The organism is Paenibacillus xerothermodurans, assembly GCF_002220865.2.
Taxonomy (GTDB): Bacteria; Bacillota; Bacilli; order Paenibacillales; family NBRC-103111; genus Paenibacillus_S; species Paenibacillus_S xerothermodurans.
In genome coordinates this window covers 333,738-351,815 of record NZ_NHRJ02000002.1, presented here as the reverse complement: position 1 = coordinate 351,815, position 18,078 = coordinate 333,738, and the positions used below count along the sequence as shown (strand labels likewise).

Annotated in this window: 15 protein-coding genes; 13 read left to right on the top strand and 2 right to left on the bottom strand. The window is 50.0% G+C overall.

The genetic code is table 11. From position 1 onward, the window contains the following. Window positions 1–221 precede the first annotated feature (221 nt). The 12 genes from CBW46_RS05285 to CBW46_RS05230 all read left to right on the top strand — a co-directional run bounded on the left by CBW46_RS05285 (window position 222) and on the right by CBW46_RS05230 (window position 15,036). Window positions 222–1,346 (top strand): nucleotide-binding protein, encoded by a 1,125-nt coding sequence (locus CBW46_RS05285; RefSeq protein ID WP_089198960.1) that lies wholly within the window; start codon window positions 222–224, stop codon window positions 1,344–1,346. Further along, window positions 1,333–2,556, top strand: coding sequence for a TadA family conjugal transfer-associated ATPase (locus CBW46_RS05280; RefSeq protein ID WP_243633182.1), 1,224 nt, complete (start codon window positions 1,333–1,335; stop codon window positions 2,554–2,556). The genes CBW46_RS05285 and CBW46_RS05280 overlap by 14 nt, the downstream gene beginning before the upstream one ends. A gap of 72 nt (window positions 2,557–2,628) precedes the next feature. After that, window positions 2,629–3,597, top strand: a complete 969-nt coding sequence (locus CBW46_RS05275) for a type II secretion system F family protein (RefSeq protein WP_243633181.1) — start codon at window positions 2,629–2,631, stop codon at window positions 3,595–3,597. Window positions 3,598–3,610: 13 nt separating this feature from the next. Beyond that, complete coding sequence (locus CBW46_RS05270; protein WP_089198959.1) at window positions 3,611–4,471, top strand: type II secretion system F family protein; 861 nt, start codon at window positions 3,611–3,613, stop codon at window positions 4,469–4,471. A gap of 25 nt (window positions 4,472–4,496) precedes the next feature. Continuing rightward, window positions 4,497–4,730, top strand: a complete 234-nt coding sequence (locus CBW46_RS05265; protein ID WP_341538168.1) for a Flp1 family type IVb pilin — start codon at window positions 4,497–4,499, stop codon at window positions 4,728–4,730. Continuing rightward, on the top strand, window positions 4,699–5,739 hold the full coding sequence (locus CBW46_RS05260) for a TadE/TadG family type IV pilus assembly protein (protein WP_089198958.1): 1,041 nt from the start codon (window positions 4,699–4,701) through the stop codon (window positions 5,737–5,739). The genes CBW46_RS05265 and CBW46_RS05260 overlap by 32 nt, the downstream gene beginning before the upstream one ends. Before the next feature lie 55 nt (window positions 5,740–5,794). After that, a complete protein-coding gene (locus CBW46_RS05255) occupies window positions 5,795–8,068 on the top strand; it encodes a hypothetical protein (RefSeq protein WP_243633180.1) in 2,274 nt (757 codons plus the stop codon). A 39-nt stretch (window positions 8,069–8,107) separates the two neighbouring features. Then, on the top strand, window positions 8,108–8,782 hold the full coding sequence (locus CBW46_RS05250) for a TadE/TadG family type IV pilus assembly protein (protein WP_089198957.1): 675 nt from the start codon (window positions 8,108–8,110) through the stop codon (window positions 8,780–8,782). Next, window positions 8,779–9,291: an A24 family peptidase gene (locus tag CBW46_RS05245; protein WP_165842199.1), complete on the top strand. Its 513-nt coding sequence runs from the start codon at window positions 8,779–8,781 to the stop codon at window positions 9,289–9,291. Before CBW46_RS05250 ends, CBW46_RS05245 begins: the two co-directional genes overlap by 4 nt. An 18-nt stretch (window positions 9,292–9,309) precedes the next feature. Further along, the gene (locus tag CBW46_RS05240; protein WP_089198955.1) at window positions 9,310–11,196 is read left to right on the top strand and encodes a DUF6382 domain-containing protein; all 1,887 of its coding nucleotides are present in this window, start codon (window positions 9,310–9,312) and stop codon (window positions 11,194–11,196) included. A 330-nt stretch (window positions 11,197–11,526) separates the two neighbouring features. Further along, window positions 11,527–12,708 (top strand): ATP-binding protein, encoded by a 1,182-nt coding sequence (locus CBW46_RS05235; protein WP_089198954.1) that lies wholly within the window; start codon window positions 11,527–11,529, stop codon window positions 12,706–12,708. A gap of 768 nt (window positions 12,709–13,476) precedes the next feature. After that, window positions 13,477–15,036, top strand: a complete 1,560-nt coding sequence (locus CBW46_RS05230) for an ABC-F family ATP-binding cassette domain-containing protein (protein WP_089198953.1) — start codon at window positions 13,477–13,479, stop codon at window positions 15,034–15,036. Between the two features lie 34 nt (window positions 15,037–15,070). Here CBW46_RS05230 and CBW46_RS05225 read toward each other — a convergent pair whose 3' ends face one another. Beyond that, the gene (locus tag CBW46_RS05225) at window positions 15,071–15,502 is read right to left on the bottom strand and encodes a hypothetical protein (protein WP_089198952.1); all 432 of its coding nucleotides are present in this window, start codon (window positions 15,500–15,502) and stop codon (window positions 15,071–15,073) included. Between the two features lie 111 nt (window positions 15,503–15,613). Further along, the gene (locus CBW46_RS05220; protein WP_089198951.1) at window positions 15,614–15,943 is read right to left on the bottom strand and encodes an ASCH domain-containing protein; all 330 of its coding nucleotides are present in this window, start codon (window positions 15,941–15,943) and stop codon (window positions 15,614–15,616) included. 71 nt (window positions 15,944–16,014) lie between these two features. Between CBW46_RS05220 and CBW46_RS05215 the strand changes: the two genes are divergently transcribed. Further along, complete coding sequence (locus CBW46_RS05215; protein ID WP_424445951.1) at window positions 16,015–17,961, top strand: ABC-F family ATP-binding cassette domain-containing protein; 1,947 nt, start codon at window positions 16,015–16,017, stop codon at window positions 17,959–17,961. The last annotated feature ends 117 nt before the right edge of the window (window positions 17,962–18,078 follow it).

Below are 18,078 nucleotides of genomic sequence, written 5' to 3'. Positions count from 1 at the left end.
GACCAAGATGAATTCTTGTTCAGACGGTGCTTTTTTTGCGTTCTCTGCAAGGGAGGTGTGGCTGAATTACAAATCAATGGAAGGTTGCCGTTCTGCTGACTATTATGTCTGCGGCATTGGTCATTGGAGGAGTTTTGCAGCTAATGTCAGGAGTGTGACTGTCGGTACAACATCAACATGAATATTTTTGAACGAAAAAAGGGAGGTGACATTGATTTATCATGAGTAAAATGCAATTGGTTCTGCTGGAGCAGGATGCATATTTCATAGATATGTTCTCAACGTACGTTCGAAGCTCCGAGCAAGCGGAACGATTCGCTATGACTGTGTTCACGTCAAAGGAGCAAGGGTTTGAGTTCATCAACCGCAGCCGTGAAACGTACATACTGCTGGCTCACGAAAGCTTTATGCCTCTTCCCGAACGGGCGTTTCAACATGGCTGTTTGATCATCCTAAGCGAGACGCCGGTCAGCATAGATATGCTCGAATATCCCGTGCTGTGCAAATTCCAACCGTTAAACCAGCTATTGTCTCACGTGGTGTCGCATTTCAACGAATACACATCTAGCCGGATGCTGACAGGGAACCGAAAATCTGAAGTGATTGCCGTTTATTCGGCGGTGGGCGGCTGCGGCAAAACGTTAACTGCGGCACATCTTGCACGGGAGCTGGCGTACCAGGGAAAGCGGGTTTTTTATTTGAGTTTCGAACAGCTGCCCTCGGCAGCCTGGATGGAGCCGAGCGCAGCAGCTGACGAAAACTACTTTTCCCGTATGCTCTACTATGGAAAAACCGATGCCCGCGTGCAGACAGCCAAAGTGGAGTTGTACAAACGTCGGCATGGAATCATGGGGTTTGATTACTTTCCGGGTGTATCCGAGCCGACTGAAATGGATGAGATGACGGCGGAGGATACCAATTCGTTAATCCAAGCTGTGCTCGCGACAGGGGGCTATGATACCGTGATGCTAGATTTGGAGTCATCTCTGCATCCGCGAGTGACAACTGCGCTGCGGCTCAGCGACCATGTGCTATGGCTGGCCGTGGATGACCGGATTCATTTAGACAAAACCAGGATGCGGCTTAAACAAATGACGGCTGTCAGCCAGGACCAAGAGATGATCCACAAAATGCAGTTCATCATAAATAAGTACAGCGGATCCATGAGTAACGCTGCTGACTCGTTGCCGCTCCCAGTATCCGGTTTCCTGCCTTATATTCCGGAGTGGAAAACTTTCAGCTCCGTAGAATCGCTGCAAGTGCGAGGGGAATTCAGTGAAAGTTTAGCGGCGCTTTTCCGGATTAGCGTGTCTGCAGCGGAGGCGGATAACCTTGTGGTCGGATGAAGTCGTACAAGCCCTGAAGGGCAGCATCAAAGAAAAAATTGATTTGAGCTTTTCCGTTACGGACGGTCAACTCATGGAAATGATTGAGCAGGAAGTATTTGGTTATCCGTTTGACACCTACTTGACAGCAGGGCAGAAACATCAGCTCGTAGTTAGGTTGTTTCACTCTTTTCGCGGACTCGATGTACTCCAGCCGTTGGTTGACGACCCTAGCGTGACTGAAATCATGATCAACCGTTATGATCGTATTTTTATAGAACGGGACGGCCAGGTCAGGCTGAGTGACGTACAGTTTGAAAGCAAAGAGAAGCTCGAAGACGTTATTCAGGCCATCGTCGCTCGCGTGAACCGTGCGGTAAACGAATCGAGCCCGATTGTTGATGCAAGACTATTGGATGGCTCACGCGTTAATGTGGTGCTTCCACCGATTGCTCTGGAAGGCCCTACGATGACCATCCGAAAGTTCCCGGAATCTCCGATGACACTCGCCGATTTGGTCGCCAAAGCCGCTATATCCGAGCAGGCAGCCGAATTTCTCACCAGACTAGTGCGGGCGAAGTTCAACTTGTTTATCGGTGGCGGAACGGGCTCGGGGAAGACTACGTTTCTCAACGCATTATCCCAATTCATTCCGGATGGTGAACGGATCATCACAATTGAGGATTCGGCAGAGCTGCAGGTCCGCACCGTGCCCAATCTCGTCAGGATGGAGACCCGCAACGCTAACACGGAGGGCAAAGGGGAAATTACCATTCGAGATTTGATCCGTTCCTCACTGCGTATGCGTCCCAACCGAATTATCGTCGGTGAAGTGAGGGGGGCGGAAGCATTGGACATGCTGCAGGCAATGAATACCGGACATGACGGCTCGCTCTCCACCGGGCACGCGAATTCCACGCAGGATATGCTCAGTCGGCTTGAAACCATGGTTTTGAGTGCAGCTCCGCTTCCCGTAGAAGTGATACGAAAACAGATCTGTTCGGCGATAGATGTAATGATTCACTTGACACGGCTGCGGGACTCCTCACGGCGCGTGACAGAAATCGCCGAAATCATCGGTTTCATAGACGGTGAAGTACAGCTCAACCCACTGTTCCAGTTCGTGGAGACAGGCGAAGATGAGTACGGCAGGGTGATTGGAGAGCTGCGAGCCACAGGCAGCGACTTGCAGTGTATTGATAAGTTAGCCATGGCAGGGATCGCAGTGTAGGGCAACGATGGGTGTATGTGGCAACAAATGAGTCGCAAGAGTCTCGCATTTAGGACTTAATCGCATACTTGGGTGGTGTTTAGACTGTCATTATCTGTTTTCAATAGCAGCCAACAGGCTGCAAATCAGCAGGCTGCAGGTCAGCAGGCTGCAGGTCAGCTAGGTCAGCAGGCTGCAGGTCAGCAGGCTGTCAGACAACAAGTAGGACAACCCGCCGGTGATCGGCGCAAACTCGGTTGGAATGGTATGCTGCAGCGGCTGACGACTTCCGCGGGCACTCGGGTCCATGCCAGTCCGGTACTCATCAACTATGACGAATACGTCATGTCGATGACTCAGATTGTGACCGCGGCAGCTGTTGCATCAGGGGGCCTGGCGATTGTCGGTTATATTTTTTACAAGCACGTGTTCGGTGCGCTGCTGATGTCGCTGGCAGGATTGTACTTTCCGGTGATGCGTAGGAAAGAATTGATCCGCAAGCGTAAAAACCAGCTGCAGCTGCAATTTAAACAAGTGCTCGCTTCTTTGTCCTCCTCGCTGGGGGCAGGAAGATCAGTGGAAACCGCATTCAGTGAAACGCTGTTGGATTTGCGTTTGCTATACCCGGATCCACGCGCGCTTATAGTACGTGAACTGGAAACCATCAACCGGCGTATCGAGAACGGGGAGACCGTGGAGGCGGCACTAAAAGATTTGTGTGAACGGGCGGGACTGGAGGATATTCAGCAGTTTACTGACGTCTTCGTGGTATGCAAGCGGACAGGCGGTAATCTGGTACATGTGATGCGGCGCACCGCTGCGATCATCCAAGAAAAACTCGACATCCAACAGGACATTCAAGTGTTAATGGCTCAAAAACGCTTTGAATCTCGGGTGCTTGCCTTCGCGCCTTTGGTCGTTATAGCGATTCTCAGCTTCAGTTCGCCGGATTATATGGAACCATTGTATAGGGGCGCGGGCGTTTTAATCATGACTGTCGCGCTGCTGGTACTGATTGGCTGCTTCGCAATTACAAAAATGATAATGGACATTAGGGTGTGAGTGGCATTTGGCTATGCTAGTACTGCTTGGATTTGAATTACTGTTAGTGGTCTTTCTGTTGTCACTCGCTTCTGCGAAATACAAGGGATTTGTGAGGCAGCATCGGCAGTACATAAAGATGTCGGTTCTGGCGCCCTGCTCCTTTTGGCTGATGGATCGACTCAGATTGACAGATCATCTGTCAGACACGCTGGCTCGGATTCATCAACTGATGGTAGGTCTACATGGCAGTAAAACTGCGCTGGCCCGGACTAAATGTTTTGCGGCTCACGTGCTGTCTCTCATCATGGTGGCGCTCATCGGCAGTACGTTACTTGCATGGGCATCCGAAGGCGGCGTCGAGACATTGCTGTATTGCTGCATTCTAATCTCGCTTATGCCATTCGTGTTATTCAAAGAGCTCACAGGGCGGCTGCAGAAGAGAAAGAGATCGATGCTGCTCGAGCTGCCGGAGATGTTAAATCAAATCGTTTTGTTGGTGAATGCGGGAGAAACGGTCCAAAAAGCGCTGCTGCGCTGCGTCGAGAGTCGGGCAAGTGTGGCGGACAGCCCGCTGTTCACCGAGCTTGCACAAGCTGCACATGAAATTGGCATGAACGCGTCGTTTGCGAAGTCGATGGAAGACTTTAATAAACGCTGTGGTGTGCAAGAGGTGTCGTTATTTACAACTACTTTGCTGCTGAATTACAAAAGGGGCGGCGATGAATTGGTCATGTCGTTGAAGGAGCTATCCTTCACTCTATGGGAGAAGCGCAAGTCGCTCGCCAAGACGCTCGGAGAAGAAGCATCGTCCAAGATGGTTTTTCCAATGGTGCTTATATTTCTGGTGGTCATGGTTGTCGTAGCCGCCCCTGCGGTATTGATGATGGGCTAACAATAAATTTGATCGGAGAGTGCGAATGATGTTGCAACAAATCAATGAGGTAGTGCGGAAGTTCTGGGAGGAAGAGGACGGATTAGGTACGCTTGAAATTTTGTTGATCGTGGCGGTGTTAGTGATCATTGCCATAGCCTTTCGTAAGTGGATTATGCAGTGGGTGGAAGGGTTATTCACAAATGCGAACACTGAAATCACCAACCAGTCCGGCAGCATTAAAGGCGATGCGGACTCAATCAGCCCTCAGACTCCATGATCTGGGCAATACTTTGATGTTGAAGAAGTTCAAATGGTTCCGTGATACACAAGGCAGTTTTACCATTGAAGCAAGCTTCGTGCTGCCCACCATACTGCTTAGCACAATCGCACTGCTGTTCCTGGCGGTGTATGTCTTTCAAACGGCGTCCGCGTATCAATCAGCCGGTCTCGCTGCTGACAGGGCGGCATTCGTATGGGACAACAGCAAAAAAGACCCTATCACCGGAGCTTTCGCCTTGGGCGAGGACGATGGACTGTATTGGCGGCTGCATAATGACAGCGTGTCCGATCTCTTTCGATTTGTCATTCCGAATCGCGCTGCGGAGATTTCCCTGCCTGCCAAAGGACCGTCCGGCGGGACAGGGCCGGAGGGCAAATTGCAACGGGCGGCTGCGGTACTTGCGTCAGAGTGGCAAGGTCTGATGCGCTATCGTAACAGCGGAATCATGCGTGAAGTAAGCGTGGACCTGACGAAACCTTTCCACTCTCCAACCTACGTGGAGAACAAGCTGGCTAAGGACGTGGAGTCCAACGCACAAGCACAGGTGGTGGACCCGGTGGAAACCATCCGCTTAGTGGATCTCACACGCACATTTATTCAGGAGATTCAAGGCCGCATTGAACCTGCAGCTGCACTGCAAACAATGGTGGAGCCCCAGACAGTACCTGAGGCACCGGTGGTTATAAATAGTCATAACAGTGCCGCCCGATATTTGCAGACGCTGGTCACCGGCACCGAGCAAACGGTGCAGGTCAATCCCACCACGCAGCGTGTGGTAGATGCGCTCGACGGTAATGCTGTGGCGCACCAAGCATTTTATACGTTCAGCGAAAGTCAACTGCGAGGCGAACAGCTACCTAAAGACAAGGAACTGCTCACCAACGGTGCGGTGAAAGGGGTTGTGTGGCATTTTTTTAAACAATCAAAGCACACACAGGTGAAGCTGTCTGCAGGCTTACGCCAGGAATTGGAGCGCCAGGGCATTGTGATCGTCGTACATGAATAATTGTTCGGGTGCCCGCAGGAAAACAGACGGCAAAGGAGGAGCTAGTCTGAAACGGTTGAAAGCATTCGTGACTGAACAACACGGCGCCGTCTCGCTCTATTTGATTATGATTTTGGTTCCGATATTTCTGTTCTGTGCTCTGCTGATCGATTTTGCCCGTTTGAAGGTGGCAGAGAAGGAGTCTGAAAATGCGGTAAAAGCCGGCGTCCGATCGACACTTTCCGCTTTTTCCCCCGGGCTGCAGCAGTATGGTCTGTACGCGCTGGATCAGGGAGATGAAAAAACGAAAGAAATGTTTGTTAAGACCGTGTCTGAGAACATGTCCGGATCGGTCGCCGCCGAACATTTCGGCTTTATCGACCAGCGTGTAGAGCCGAGTAATACGAGCATTACATCGATGTACTCTCTTGCAAACCACATGGTCCTAAAAAAGCAAATATTGGAGGAAATGAAATACCGGGCACCGATGATTTATTCGCTTGAAATCGCTGATAAATTCAAGAAAACAGGACTGGCCACGAACCTGCGGCAAGCTTCTGACTATTCGAAAAATGCTGTGAAAATTGAAGCTCTTCTGGATGAACGGAACGGCCATCTGGACCGCGCATGGAGGGAATGGAAAAATATTCATGCCAAGGCAGCTGCGGTGCATCCTTTTTATCAAAGCCATCTGGCCGAGCTGAACGAGCTTAGCGCCAGAGTCGGCATTCACACGGTCGCGGAGGTACGGCAATCATTGACCGCTGCCAAGGCAGATCTCACAGAGTTGAAACAACAGCTGGAAAAGACGAACGATAAGATCGCTGATTTAATCGCGGCGGGCAATGCATCAGCTGCTGCTTTAGGCAGATTACGGGACACTAAAGATGCCCTAAAAACCCAGATGTCTGATCTGACGGATAAGATCAGCGCTTTGGATCAGCTGCTCGAGGACGTCATCAAGTACACTGAATTGCTGGCTATGCTCAAATTGAAATCCACTGGAGACCTGAGTGACTTAAAGGCGCACCTGACTGCATTCGACGAAGCTATTAACAAGGCTAAGACAGCGAACGATCAATTGAACACAGAATTGCGTACCGTTCAAACCCAAAACGCTTCAACCGGAGCCTACAAGCCGAACGAAGTGTTCCAATCTATCGACATCATACAACGGCAGGAATTAGACGAGTATGGCAGCGAGGCGGCATCTGTCGTGGCGCTCTTCTCCGGACTCCAAGCGCAGCTTGGCAGCGTCCTGCTCTTTGACGCACAGAACTACCAGAATGCAGATGGAGCTATTCAGTCATTTTGGCAGAAGGCAAATGATCTGTTCGTTAGACAAGGACAAAAGGAGAGTCAGCGCACAAATAAACAAACCGCTGCTAATAGTTCCAAGAGCGAGCAGCGGCAAAAGGCGCAGCCCTATCTCGACCAAGTAACACGGGTTATGGGCGTTTGCAGCTTAGTGAATGCGGCGGACCCGTTCAAAGAGCACTACACCGCGCTGCAGGGCGATCCGGCGGCAGGAAGCACAGGTTTCTACCAAGCTTACATGACCTTGAATAAAAGCACAGACATGGCTCAGCCGGTGCCGGAAATAAATGTGGAAGACGCTGATAAAGCCGGGGCAAGCGCGATGAATCTAGTTGCATCATTGGAGGGGCTGTTGACCGAAGTACGGGATGAATTTTATGTGGATGAGTATGCCATTAGTAAGTTCAGCTATCGAACCTTAGGATTAGAGAAGGACGCGTCAGGACAAGCGAAACAGTCCAAAGAACTGTCCCAACCAGAGAGTCACGCCCTGGTTAATCAGGAGCTTGAATATCTGCTATACGGGGCGAGCTCTTGCGCCGGCAACTATGCGGCTGCGTATGCGGAAATGTTCGCCTTTCGACTTGCTGTGGGCACGGCAGAGGCGCTTACCGAGCCGCATATTCAAGCTATGAACGTGGGTTCCCCGCTCGCGATGCTTTTGGCCGCTGTCGCGGAAGGCGCCATGCAAGCGCACATGGACATGACTAAGCTGATTGATGGTGAGGCTGTGCCGCTATCGAAGAAGTTAGGAAGTGCGATCAGCTTATCGTACAAAGATTACTTGCGCGTTTTCTTGTTGCTCCACAGTCGAGATGCGGTGATGCTGTCGAGACTGCAGGCGTTGATTCAGTTGAACACGGGCACTTCATTGGAGCATGGCACCACTTATCTGTCGGGCACTGCCGCCTCGTCAGTGAAACTATGGTTTCTGCCCAGCGTGATGAAACTGCTTGGCGCTTCCGGGTTGTACTCGTGTCAAGTGGTGAGTGACCGCTGCCATATGACCAAGACTGGAGTTATGGCCTATTAACCAGTGATTAGAAAAAACGGTGTGAAGAGGAGGCTGCGCGTGAAAATAATACGTGACGACGAAGGGGGTATTGTACTGGAGGCAGCGTTGGTGCTGCCTTTATTTCTCTCCTTCATATTAATGCTTATAGCATTCATTCAAATTTCGCTCGCCGAGATGGCGCTGCAGTCCGCAGTATCAGAGACGACCAAAGTTCTGGCAGTCAACATGTACCCCGTCGATTTGCTTTACGCGCAAGCGAAAAATCAATGGGATCAAAGCGCCGTCAGCGTATGGCTAGATCAAGCGATAGGCCGGGTTAAGGCTGTGAATCAAACAGCCGCAGACACTGAACAATTTGTTCAGGACTATGAGCAGTGGATACCGGAGCCGTTAGTAAAAGTAATGGGGTGGGAAAAAACGCATCGACAGCAGCTGGAAGCACTGAGCCAATCCGGTACGGAAGAAGCCAAGAAACAGGTGAGGGATGCCTATCAGCCTATTTTGAATAGCACTTTTGCACCTTTGGTTGGAGTGTATGCGAATAAGACGAGGTTGAATATGGATCGGCTGAAGGTAACCAATGTCATACTGCCCGACTTGAATAACACGGAAGAGGCGTTCGTCGGCGTTGAGGCGCAGTATGAACTCCCGCTGCATGTGCCGTTCTTTCGCAAGACAGTGATCATCCGCAAGAAGGCTTATGAACGGGCATGGGTGGGTGCAGCAGGATGATCTTTCACATTGTAAGCGGAGCACTCCTGGCGTTAGCCTTCGTCACGGATATAACCAAACAAAAAATACCCAATTATCTGACCGCTTCAGGTTGTATCATAGGTGTGCTGCTACACTGGTGGCTTGCGGGTATATCCGGAGCGGCATATGCGTTATTGGGCACCGCGCTGGGCTTTATCCCCTTGTTCATTTTATATCTTATTAACGCTGTAGGAGCAGGGGATGTCAAGCTGTTTGCAGCGCTAGGAGCGTTAGTAGGAACCGAGTTTGTGTTGCAAAGTGTGATGTACTCGTTGATCTATGCAGCTTTGATCAGCTGTGTGATTCTTCTGTGTCGCTGGGAATGGGAAGAGCGGGGGCTGGCGATCATGAGATTCTTCTCTGTGTTATTTCTTGTCAAAGACAGGCGGCTTCTGAAATCGCTCACGAACTCCAAGGAGCATCTTAGATTCCCGTTCATGTGGGCGGTGGCTCCAGCAGCGGTAACTGCGTACCTGCAATCTATTTAAACGAAAGGAGGGAGACCAATGAATGCACATGTCTACGGCTTAGATATAGATTTTGTCACCCGGAACGGTCATTTTATGGTGGTTACATCTCCAAGCGGAATGCACAGGTCGGAGCTGTCGGCCTTTCAGGTGAATATGATGGTAAGTAATAAAATACCTCACCTGCTCGAACTTCAGGTAGAGGAATGGGATCAAAACATGAAGCTCTACTACAACATTACCGGAAAGCGGATGCTGACTCACTGGATGCGCTTTAACCACTTTACGATCAAGCAATTTTTTTCGTTTATGTATCAGATCGTTGATATCGTTGCAGCGAGTAATGTGTACATGCTGCAGGAGAGCAGGTATATACTGCAAGAGGATTATATTTATTGCACTGAGGACGGTAGCGATCTTCAGCTCACATATATACCTATGGAAGTGCTGCCGGAAAAGAAGCCCCTGCCGGCAGAACTGCAGGAACTGGCTTCCCGCCTTGTGCATAAGGTGACCGAACTAACAGGAAATGGCTATCAGGAATTGATGAATTACTTAATGGATGATTCCTTCAATCTACCTGTGCTGAAGCAGCTATTACTGAAACACATGACTCAGCTGGCAGCGGGGAACTACTCCGCGGGAATTCATCCCTCTCACACGGAATCGGGGCGAATAACCGGTCGCGCGAGACAGCCGCAGATGGCTGATGAAGGTGTGAACGGTTCACATTCCAAGCGAATTGATAATTTTATCGTGCCACAAAACCTGAATACAACAGGTGCCCAATTTCTGTCGGTCGCGCCGGCACCTGCTGGTGCGATGGCTGCACGGCCACCGGACCACACACCTTACACGCCAACGGACACTTCAACAGTTGCAAGAGGGCTACACGCAAAGCCGTATGCTACGGCGCCAGAAGACGCACCAGCCGCGCCCAAAGCAGAAGCCCAGCCATTCGCCCCCCCGGCAGCTGGGTACGCTCAATTGAAGCCGGGTGCTATAGACGAGCCGATGGCGGATGAACCGGCTGACAGTGTGGATCAGCATCAGAAGTTAAAACTCCCTGTGTTGTTGATGGGGGTACTTGCTTTATGTCTGATTTGGAAGCTGTATTTGGATCAGAGCGGCGAGCCGTGGTTGCTTATTTGCTCCGGTTTAACTGTGTTGGTGGTGAACTTGGCTTTCATTGTGTTGTGGATTTGGAAACCGCCAATGCCGGAAGAGGATGATCAAGCGTTTTGGCAGGCTTTCGGGGGAGGACACAGCGAACCGGATACTCTCGGCCACCGTAATCAGAGAGCCGATGTGGTGCCTTTCTTCACCCCCGCACAACCTAAACAAGCTGCGGTTCCAAGCGCGGCGGCTGTGCTCGATCGCCATGGCAGGGATCTGTCGCATTCTCGATTGGACAGCAAGCTGAGCGAGCGTGCAGCGTCCGTGTTTGAGGCTGCACCAGCCTATTACCGCAGTCTTGAGCAGCGCACCACGGTACTAACTCCGCCCGACAGCACTGTATTGTTGAGCCAAGCCGCAGCGAAAAACGAAGCCGGAGCACTACCACCCTATTTGCAATGGACAACAGCAGGTGAGCTGCAGAAATGCGAAATCACCAAGGCCTCCTTTGTCATTGGCAGAGCTGGACAAAACGTCGATTTGCAGCACAACGTCGAAGGTGTTTCGCGGATTCATGCGGAGATCGTAAAAGAAGATAATATTGTGCACATAAAAGATCTTGGCTCCCGCAACGGCACCGATCTCAACGAAGAAGCATTGGTGCCGTATCGGATATATCCCTTGCAGGCGGGCGATATTATTCGGATCGCGAATACCGAATTTATTTTTAAAACGGGGAAAGTGACGCCTCATAAAGCTGATAAGGAAGCTCCCGGCGACCGAACGCACAGCCCGGTAGTCTCTCCATAAGGTTACTATGCCACACGCCAAATGGGCAGAAGCGATGCTTCTGTCCGTTTTTTGCGTTATGCATGGCTGATAAGCTGCTAGATTGTGGCAGCGTTTGCGTGATGCAACAGATTGTGGGGAAAGTAACAAAATGGTCGTAATTTGATTTGTTGTATAGTAAAATGTTACAAGTAAGCCTGAGAATATCTAGTTTATCCGCCATACGATTTAGCTCCATGCATGGCCTCTGTTAACCTTTCCGGGTCATGTATGAGATACCAATATAATTGTTATATTAATAGAGAAATAAGAGCACCTATGGATAAGATTGTGATTTAGTGAGGATCAGTGATGCTTAACAATTTCAGCGATCAGGAACTTGTAGACGTTTACACGAAATGTTTACTCGAGAATTTAAGCGATGACTTCAAAGCAATATTGGAAAAAGAATTGAAAAAGCGGAAGTTATTTGTCACTGTTGAGCAGGAGTTGATCTCTTTGGCCTTTGGAAAATCAAATTTGGATTTTTACCAACTTGTGAAATACTCATTGGATAGCTGCTTCGTCCTGCAGGACGACAAGGTGATTTACATCAATCAGGCAGGATTCGATCTGCTTGGATTAAAATATCCCGAACAGGTAATAGGCGAAGCCTTCAGCCGTTTTTTACATCCTGACTTTCATGGGATACACAAGAAGCGGCTCGAGACGGCTCTCAATGGCGAAGTCACGGAGTTGATGGAGCAAAGGATGCTGAAGAGCGACGGAGAGACGATCGATGTTGAGGTTATGGCGGCCCCTTATGCTATGGACGGTCAAAACCTGGCACAGATCATTGTCAGGAACATTACTCAACGAAAGCAGACCGAAAGACGGTTACATAATCTAGAAAAACTATCCTCGATCGGCCAAATGGCGGCGGGTATAGCACACGAAGTAAGAAACCCTCTGACCGCGGTAAAAGGGTTCGTGCAGCTGCTGGAAAAGGAATTGGTTCACCCGTATTTACCCATTGTTGTAGAGGAGCTGGATAACGCTATTAAAACGTTAAACAATCTTCTTCAAGTAGCGAAGCCGGATCTGAACAATGAACCGGACGTCATGATAAATCTCTGCTCCGAGTTGGAATCGCTGATCTTCTTATTTCAAGAGCAGCTTTACAAAGTCACAGTGAACAAGCACTTTCAAAATTGTGATAAGGAGTTCCGGGGAAAAAAGAACTTAATACTAAAAGCATTTTTCAATCTACTAAAGAATGCGATAGAAGCCATAGATGGCAAAGGTGAAATTACGTTAGAACACTTTTACAGAAACAATATGATACATATCAAAGTGAGAGATACGGGTTCCGGTGTGCCGGCGGCTAAAATCAAATTGCTGGGGACACCGTTCTTTACGACAAAAGAAGACGGAGTCGGGATGGGGCTTACCCAGGTGTTTACCACGATTCATGAGCATGGCGGTCATATCCATGTGGAGAGCGAGGAAGGCAAAGGCACAGAATTTCACATTCAGCTGCCTGCGCCTGTGTAATTCGTCTTCCTCGGTTATGCTGGCCGGGCCATGATAAGACGCTGCAGTGACGTCTGGCGGCCGCTTTTTTCCGCCGCGTACGCCTATCTATGTGCTCTTCCGCTGCCACTGCGCCCGCAGCTCGGCGGAGACACTAATGTGATTTTTCGTGTGCGGGCGTTTGTTCTTCCGCGCCGGTCCCCGCACATTCCCCGTCAATATGAGTCGTGCGACCCTGACTAGCATTATTCTGCACTGCCTGCTCTAAGATGTTTTACCGAAAATCGGTGTCAAAAGCATGATAGAGTTATTACGGCCGAATGCAGTGGGACAAGCCTGCATTTCTCCTATCGACCATTCTTGTCTGCGAGGCAGTGCAGCGTGCGGAACGCACACGGTTCTCACGAAAAGATGCGGATCGAGTTGCCCAACAATACTTTCGTCTTGTGAGAACGGCGGACTGCCGATCACCGTTAATCTGCGGCTGTCCAGGCGAGGTTTCTTACCGATGCGAAAATTTTTACATGCTATTCCCTGCACACTGGCAACAGTGATATAATAAACTGTCATACTGTCATACTGTCATACTGTAATACTGTCATACTGTCATAGTTTCAGGTCATAGTTTCATACGTCCATAATGGCAGTTCTCATGTGTTATGCATCACATTAATCGGATATGCTAGTTTTGTAGTAGGTTGAACTTCTATAACTGGTCAGTCCATTTATTATATAAACATGAAATCACATATAAAATCACATATACGGATAGGGGATAATAGAACAGCAATGAGTTTGTTAACAGTAGAAGACTTAAGCCATTCATTTGGTGGCAGGGTGTTGTTTAAAGACGTCTCATTCCGGCTGCTGGCTGGCGAGCACGTCGGTTTGGTAGGAGCTAACGGGGTAGGCAAATCAACGTTGATGAATATTTTAACCGGCCAGCTTTTGAAAGACAGCGGTAAGGTGGAGTGGACTCCGCGTGTAAATTATAGCTACTTGGATCAGCACACGAAGCTCACGCCAGGCAAAACGATTCGTGACGTTCTAAAGGATGCGTTTTTGCCGCTGTTCGAAGAGGAGCAGGAGATGATTCGCATCACCGAACAGATGGCTGACGCCGATCCGGAAAAGCTCGAGCTGCTGCTGGAACAGATGGGGGAAATTCAAGACCGATTGGAAAACAGCGGATTTTATTTGCTGGACGTAAAAATAGAGGAAATGGCCAATGGACTTGGCTTGGATGCTATCGGTCTGGATCGTGACGTAGCACAGCTGAGCGGTGGGCAACGCACCAAGGTTTTGCTCGCCAAGCTGCTGCTGGAGCAGCCCACGGCACTGCTGCTGGATGAGCCGACGAACTATTTGGATGTAGAGCATATCGCTTGGCTGACCAACTATTTGCAAAATTATCCGTACGCATTCATATTGATCTCTCACGACACGGAGTTTATGAATAAGGTCGTCAACATCGTGTACCATTTGGAGTTTTCAAAATTGACACGGTACGCCGGCAACTACGAGAAGTTTCTGCAGATGGCGGATATCAACAAGCAGCAGCACATCGACGCCTATGAAAAACAGCAGGAATACATTAAGAAGCAAGAGGATTTTATTCAACGCAATAAGGCTCGTTACTCGACGTCCGGCCGGGCGAAAAGCCGTGAAAAGCAGCTGCAGCGCTTAGAACGTATTGATCGTCCTGACACGGCGGCAAAGCCAACGTTCCAGTTCAAGGATGCGAGGGCAAGCGGCAAGACTGTTTTCGAAGGCAAAGATTTGGTCATCGGTTACAACCGTCCGCTGCTGCCGAAAATGAACATGACGATCGAACGTGGTGAGAAAATTGCGATTGTGGGCTGCAACGGGGTCGGTAAATCGACATTGCTCAAAACGATCATCGGGAAGATCGCGCCGTACAGCGGTAACACATATCTGGGAGACTTTCTGTTCCCCGCTTATTTCGAGCAGGAAGTGAAGGCGCCGAGCATGACGCCGATTGATGATGTGTGGAATGAGTTTTCTCACATGAATCAGCACGAAGTACGTGCTGCGCTCGCCCGCTGCGGATTGACGAACGAGCATATTACCCGCCCGATCAGTATGTTGAGCGGAGGAGAGCAGGCCAAGGTGCGTTTGTGCAAGCTGTTAATGCGGGAAAGCAACTGGATCGTATTTGACGAACCGACGAATCATTTGGACGTGGTTGCTAAGGACGAGCTTAAGCGCGCGTTGAAAGAATTCAGAGGCACTATTCTGCTTGTTTGCCATGAACCCGACTTTTACGAAGATTGGGTCACCAAAGTGTGGGACGTAGAAGAGTGGTCTAACCAGGCGGTAGGCAGTTGACAGGAAAGAACAAAACCGGCTCGGGTGAACATATTCACCACAGAGCCGGTTTCATTATCATCAGCCACAGCATGAGAAACAGGATAAACAAATAAATATACAGCGCGCGTGCGAGCTTGTTGATTAAAGCCGTATCCGGTGCATCAACCTGCCGCAGATGGTGAATCGTGGGAGAAAAGGCGCGTGCCATAAAGAATACAGAGCCGATAAGGACAAAGAATGTCGCGGCGATCCATGGTGTGTTCCACGGCCACCCTCCTAGCCAGAGCAGTAAAAGTCCCGAGAGTACCAGCACATGTCCGGAATGCTTGCATAAACGAACAACGAATTGGAAAGTGTCCAGGTAAGAATGAAGCAGGCTGCCTTCCGCGGTTCTGAGCTTAGATAGTAAGGGGATAAGAACGATAAAAGGGCCAATGGAGACCAGGGCGCTCACCACGTGAATGAAAACGAGTGAGGGATACAAAGCGGTGGGCCTCCAGACTTGAAAAGGTATATGAAACAGTGTAGCATCATTTTAATGAAAACTACACTGTTTTTCGTTCCGAATAGGTTGTGTCTGAATCAACAGATTAAGTTAGACCGCGCGGAACTCGTGCACCCACACCTTCATCTGCGGCAGCCATGGCATGCCGGCATGCATGGATAAGATATAATTTTTGTAGCTGTCGAGGCTTTCGTAACCTTCGGATTGCACCGCTTCGTCGGTCAATTCACCAAGTGGCTGCTGGTACACGTTATAAACCTCGAATCTGTGGCCTCTCAACTCCATGATCTCACCGATGTCGGCGTAACGACCGTTCCGGCGCGTTGCCGTTTTTTCGCCGCGCATGACTTTTTCGACATCTTCTTCTTTCGTGATCAGTCGGTCGATGGTACAGGTTTTCGGCGGCAAAATTTCAGACATTAGGTAACAACCTCCTTCTAATTATTCATTCGTAAGCTTACATGAAAATTTTGCCCGAATCAAATAAGGGGATGAATACATTGAATATATTGACGATAGAGAATTTTCATAAAAGTTACGGCGAAAAGATATTATTCGACGATATCTCCTTCCAAATCAACGAGCGGCAGCGCATTGGCTTGGTTGGGGTGAACGGCACCGGTAAATCCTCGCTTCTGAAGGCTATCGCAGGCTTGGAACCTGTGGATTCGGGTAAGCTGGTGCACGCGAATCATTTTCGTGTTGAATATCTTCCGCAAAATCCTGAATTCGAGCCTGATTCTACGGTGCTTGAACAGGTGTTTTTTGGCGATACGCCACTTATGCAAGCCCTACGCGATTATGAGCAAGCCTTGTCATCACTGCAAGAAGCGCCCGAGGACGAGAAACGGCAATCCCGTTTGTTCGCGGCACAGCAGCAGATGGATACGCTGAATGCCTGGGATGCCAGCACGTTGGCGAAAACTGTGTTAACCAAACTAGGGATACACAACTTTACACAGAAGGTTGGTGTATTGTCCGGCGGACAGCGTAAACGCGTCGCTATGGCGAGAGCCTTGATACAGCCAGCGGATTTGCTCATTCTTGATGAACCCACCAACCACATAGACCATGATACGGTCGAATGGCTGGAGGAATTTTTGAGCAAATGGAAGGGAGCTTTACTGCTTGTCACGCACGATCGCTACTTTCTTGATCGCGTAACGAGTCGCATTATCGAGCTGGACCGGGGTAAGCTCTACAGCTACGACGGTAATTACGCCGTGTTTCTTGAGAAAAAGGCGGAGCGGCTGGAGCGCGAAGCGGCCGAAGAGGACAAGCGGCAGAATCTGCTGAGGCGCGAATTGGCGTGGCTGCGCCGCGGCGCAAAAGCACGAACAACGAAGCAGAAGGCTAGAGTCGAACGGGTTGTCGAGCTGCGAGACCGCGAGCTGGATGGCCCGTCCACACAGATGGACATGGCGCTGGGCGCCAGCAGGCTGGGCAAAAAGGTGATGGAGCTTGAAAACGTGTCCAAGTCGTTCGACGCTCGCACGATTGTCCGCGATTTCAGCTACATCGTTATGCCTGATGACAGAATCGGCATCATCGGTCCCAACGGGAGCGGCAAGTCCACGTTTCTTAACATGCTTGCCGGCACATTGCAGCCTGACCAAGGAACGATCGATGTCGGAGCTACGGTCAAGCTGTCTTATTATACACAGGAAAGTGCTGAGATGGACGACAAGCAGCGCGTTATCGAATATATTAAGGAAGCCGCTGAAGTGATCCGAACTGCCAATGGAGATACGATCACCGCCGCACAAATGCTCGAACGGTTCTTGTTCCCTCCTGCGCTGCAGTGGACGCCGATCGGTAAGCTGTCGGGTGGAGAGAAGCGGAGATTGTATTTGCTTCGTACCTTGATGGGCGAGCCTAACATGCTGCTGCTGGACGAACCGACGAATGATTTGGATATCCAGACATTGACCATCCTCGAAGAGTATTTGAACGAGTTTCCGGGCGCTGTCATCACCGTATCGCATGACCGTTATTTCCTGGATCGCACGGTGGATCATCTGTTTGCGTTTGACAACGGTGAAGTTCGACGGTTTCACGGTAATTATTCGGAGTATCTGGATGCGGCTCGTGCATCAGAGCAGGCGGAAGCAGACGAGCGTAAGCGGCAGTCGGCAGAACAGTCCAAGCAAAACCACGCGGCGGCACCTGCAGCAGGCGGTGACCATCGCGGAGCCAATCGGCCCCGCAAGCTGACGTTCAAAGAGCAGAAGGAATGGGACGAAATCGAAGGGAAGATTGCCGGGTTGGAGGAACGCTTAGCCAAGGCGCGGCGGGACATAGAGCTCGCTGGCAGTGATTACGGCAAAGTGCAGGAGCTGTACGCCGAAGAGCAGCAGTTGAGTGAGCTCTTGGAACAGTCGTTGGAACGCTGGAGTGAGCTATCCGAGCTGGTCGAGCTGATCGACCAGAGCAAGTAGCAGCTCAACTGCAGCCCTTAGATAAATTTTTCCAGATACGCATAATAACATTAGGAAACACATGCTTATTTGTGTTATAATTAATGTTTGGAAGCGCTGGATGCATCCTCGGATTAC

Bases quoted from the DNA above. Each gene is read 5' to 3' on its own strand.
- CBW46_RS05285 (WP_089198960.1), top strand. From the start codon at position 222: ATGAGTAAAATGCAATTGGTTCTGCTGGAGCAGGATGCATATTTCATA.
- CBW46_RS05270 (WP_089198959.1), top strand. From the start codon at position 3,611: ATGCTAGTACTGCTTGGATTTGAATTACTGTTAGTGGTCTTTCTGTTG.
- CBW46_RS05265 (WP_341538168.1), top strand. From the start codon at position 4,497: ATGATGTTGCAACAAATCAATGAGGTAGTGCGGAAGTTCTGGGAGGAA.
- CBW46_RS05260 (WP_089198958.1), top strand. From the start codon at position 4,699: ATGCGGACTCAATCAGCCCTCAGACTCCATGATCTGGGCAATACTTTG.
- CBW46_RS05245 (WP_165842199.1), top strand. From the start codon at position 8,779: ATGATCTTTCACATTGTAAGCGGAGCACTCCTGGCGTTAGCCTTCGTC.
- CBW46_RS05240 (WP_089198955.1), top strand. From the start codon at position 9,310: ATGAATGCACATGTCTACGGCTTAGATATAGATTTTGTCACCCGGAAC.
- CBW46_RS05235 (WP_089198954.1), top strand. From the start codon at position 11,527: ATGCTTAACAATTTCAGCGATCAGGAACTTGTAGACGTTTACACGAAA.
- CBW46_RS05230 (WP_089198953.1), top strand. From the start codon at position 13,477: ATGAGTTTGTTAACAGTAGAAGACTTAAGCCATTCATTTGGTGGCAGG.
- CBW46_RS05220 (WP_089198951.1), bottom strand. From the start codon at position 15,943: ATGTCTGAAATTTTGCCGCCGAAAACCTGTACCATCGACCGACTGATC.
- CBW46_RS05215 (WP_424445951.1), top strand. From the start codon at position 16,015: ATGAATACATTGAATATATTGACGATAGAGAATTTTCATAAAAGTTAC.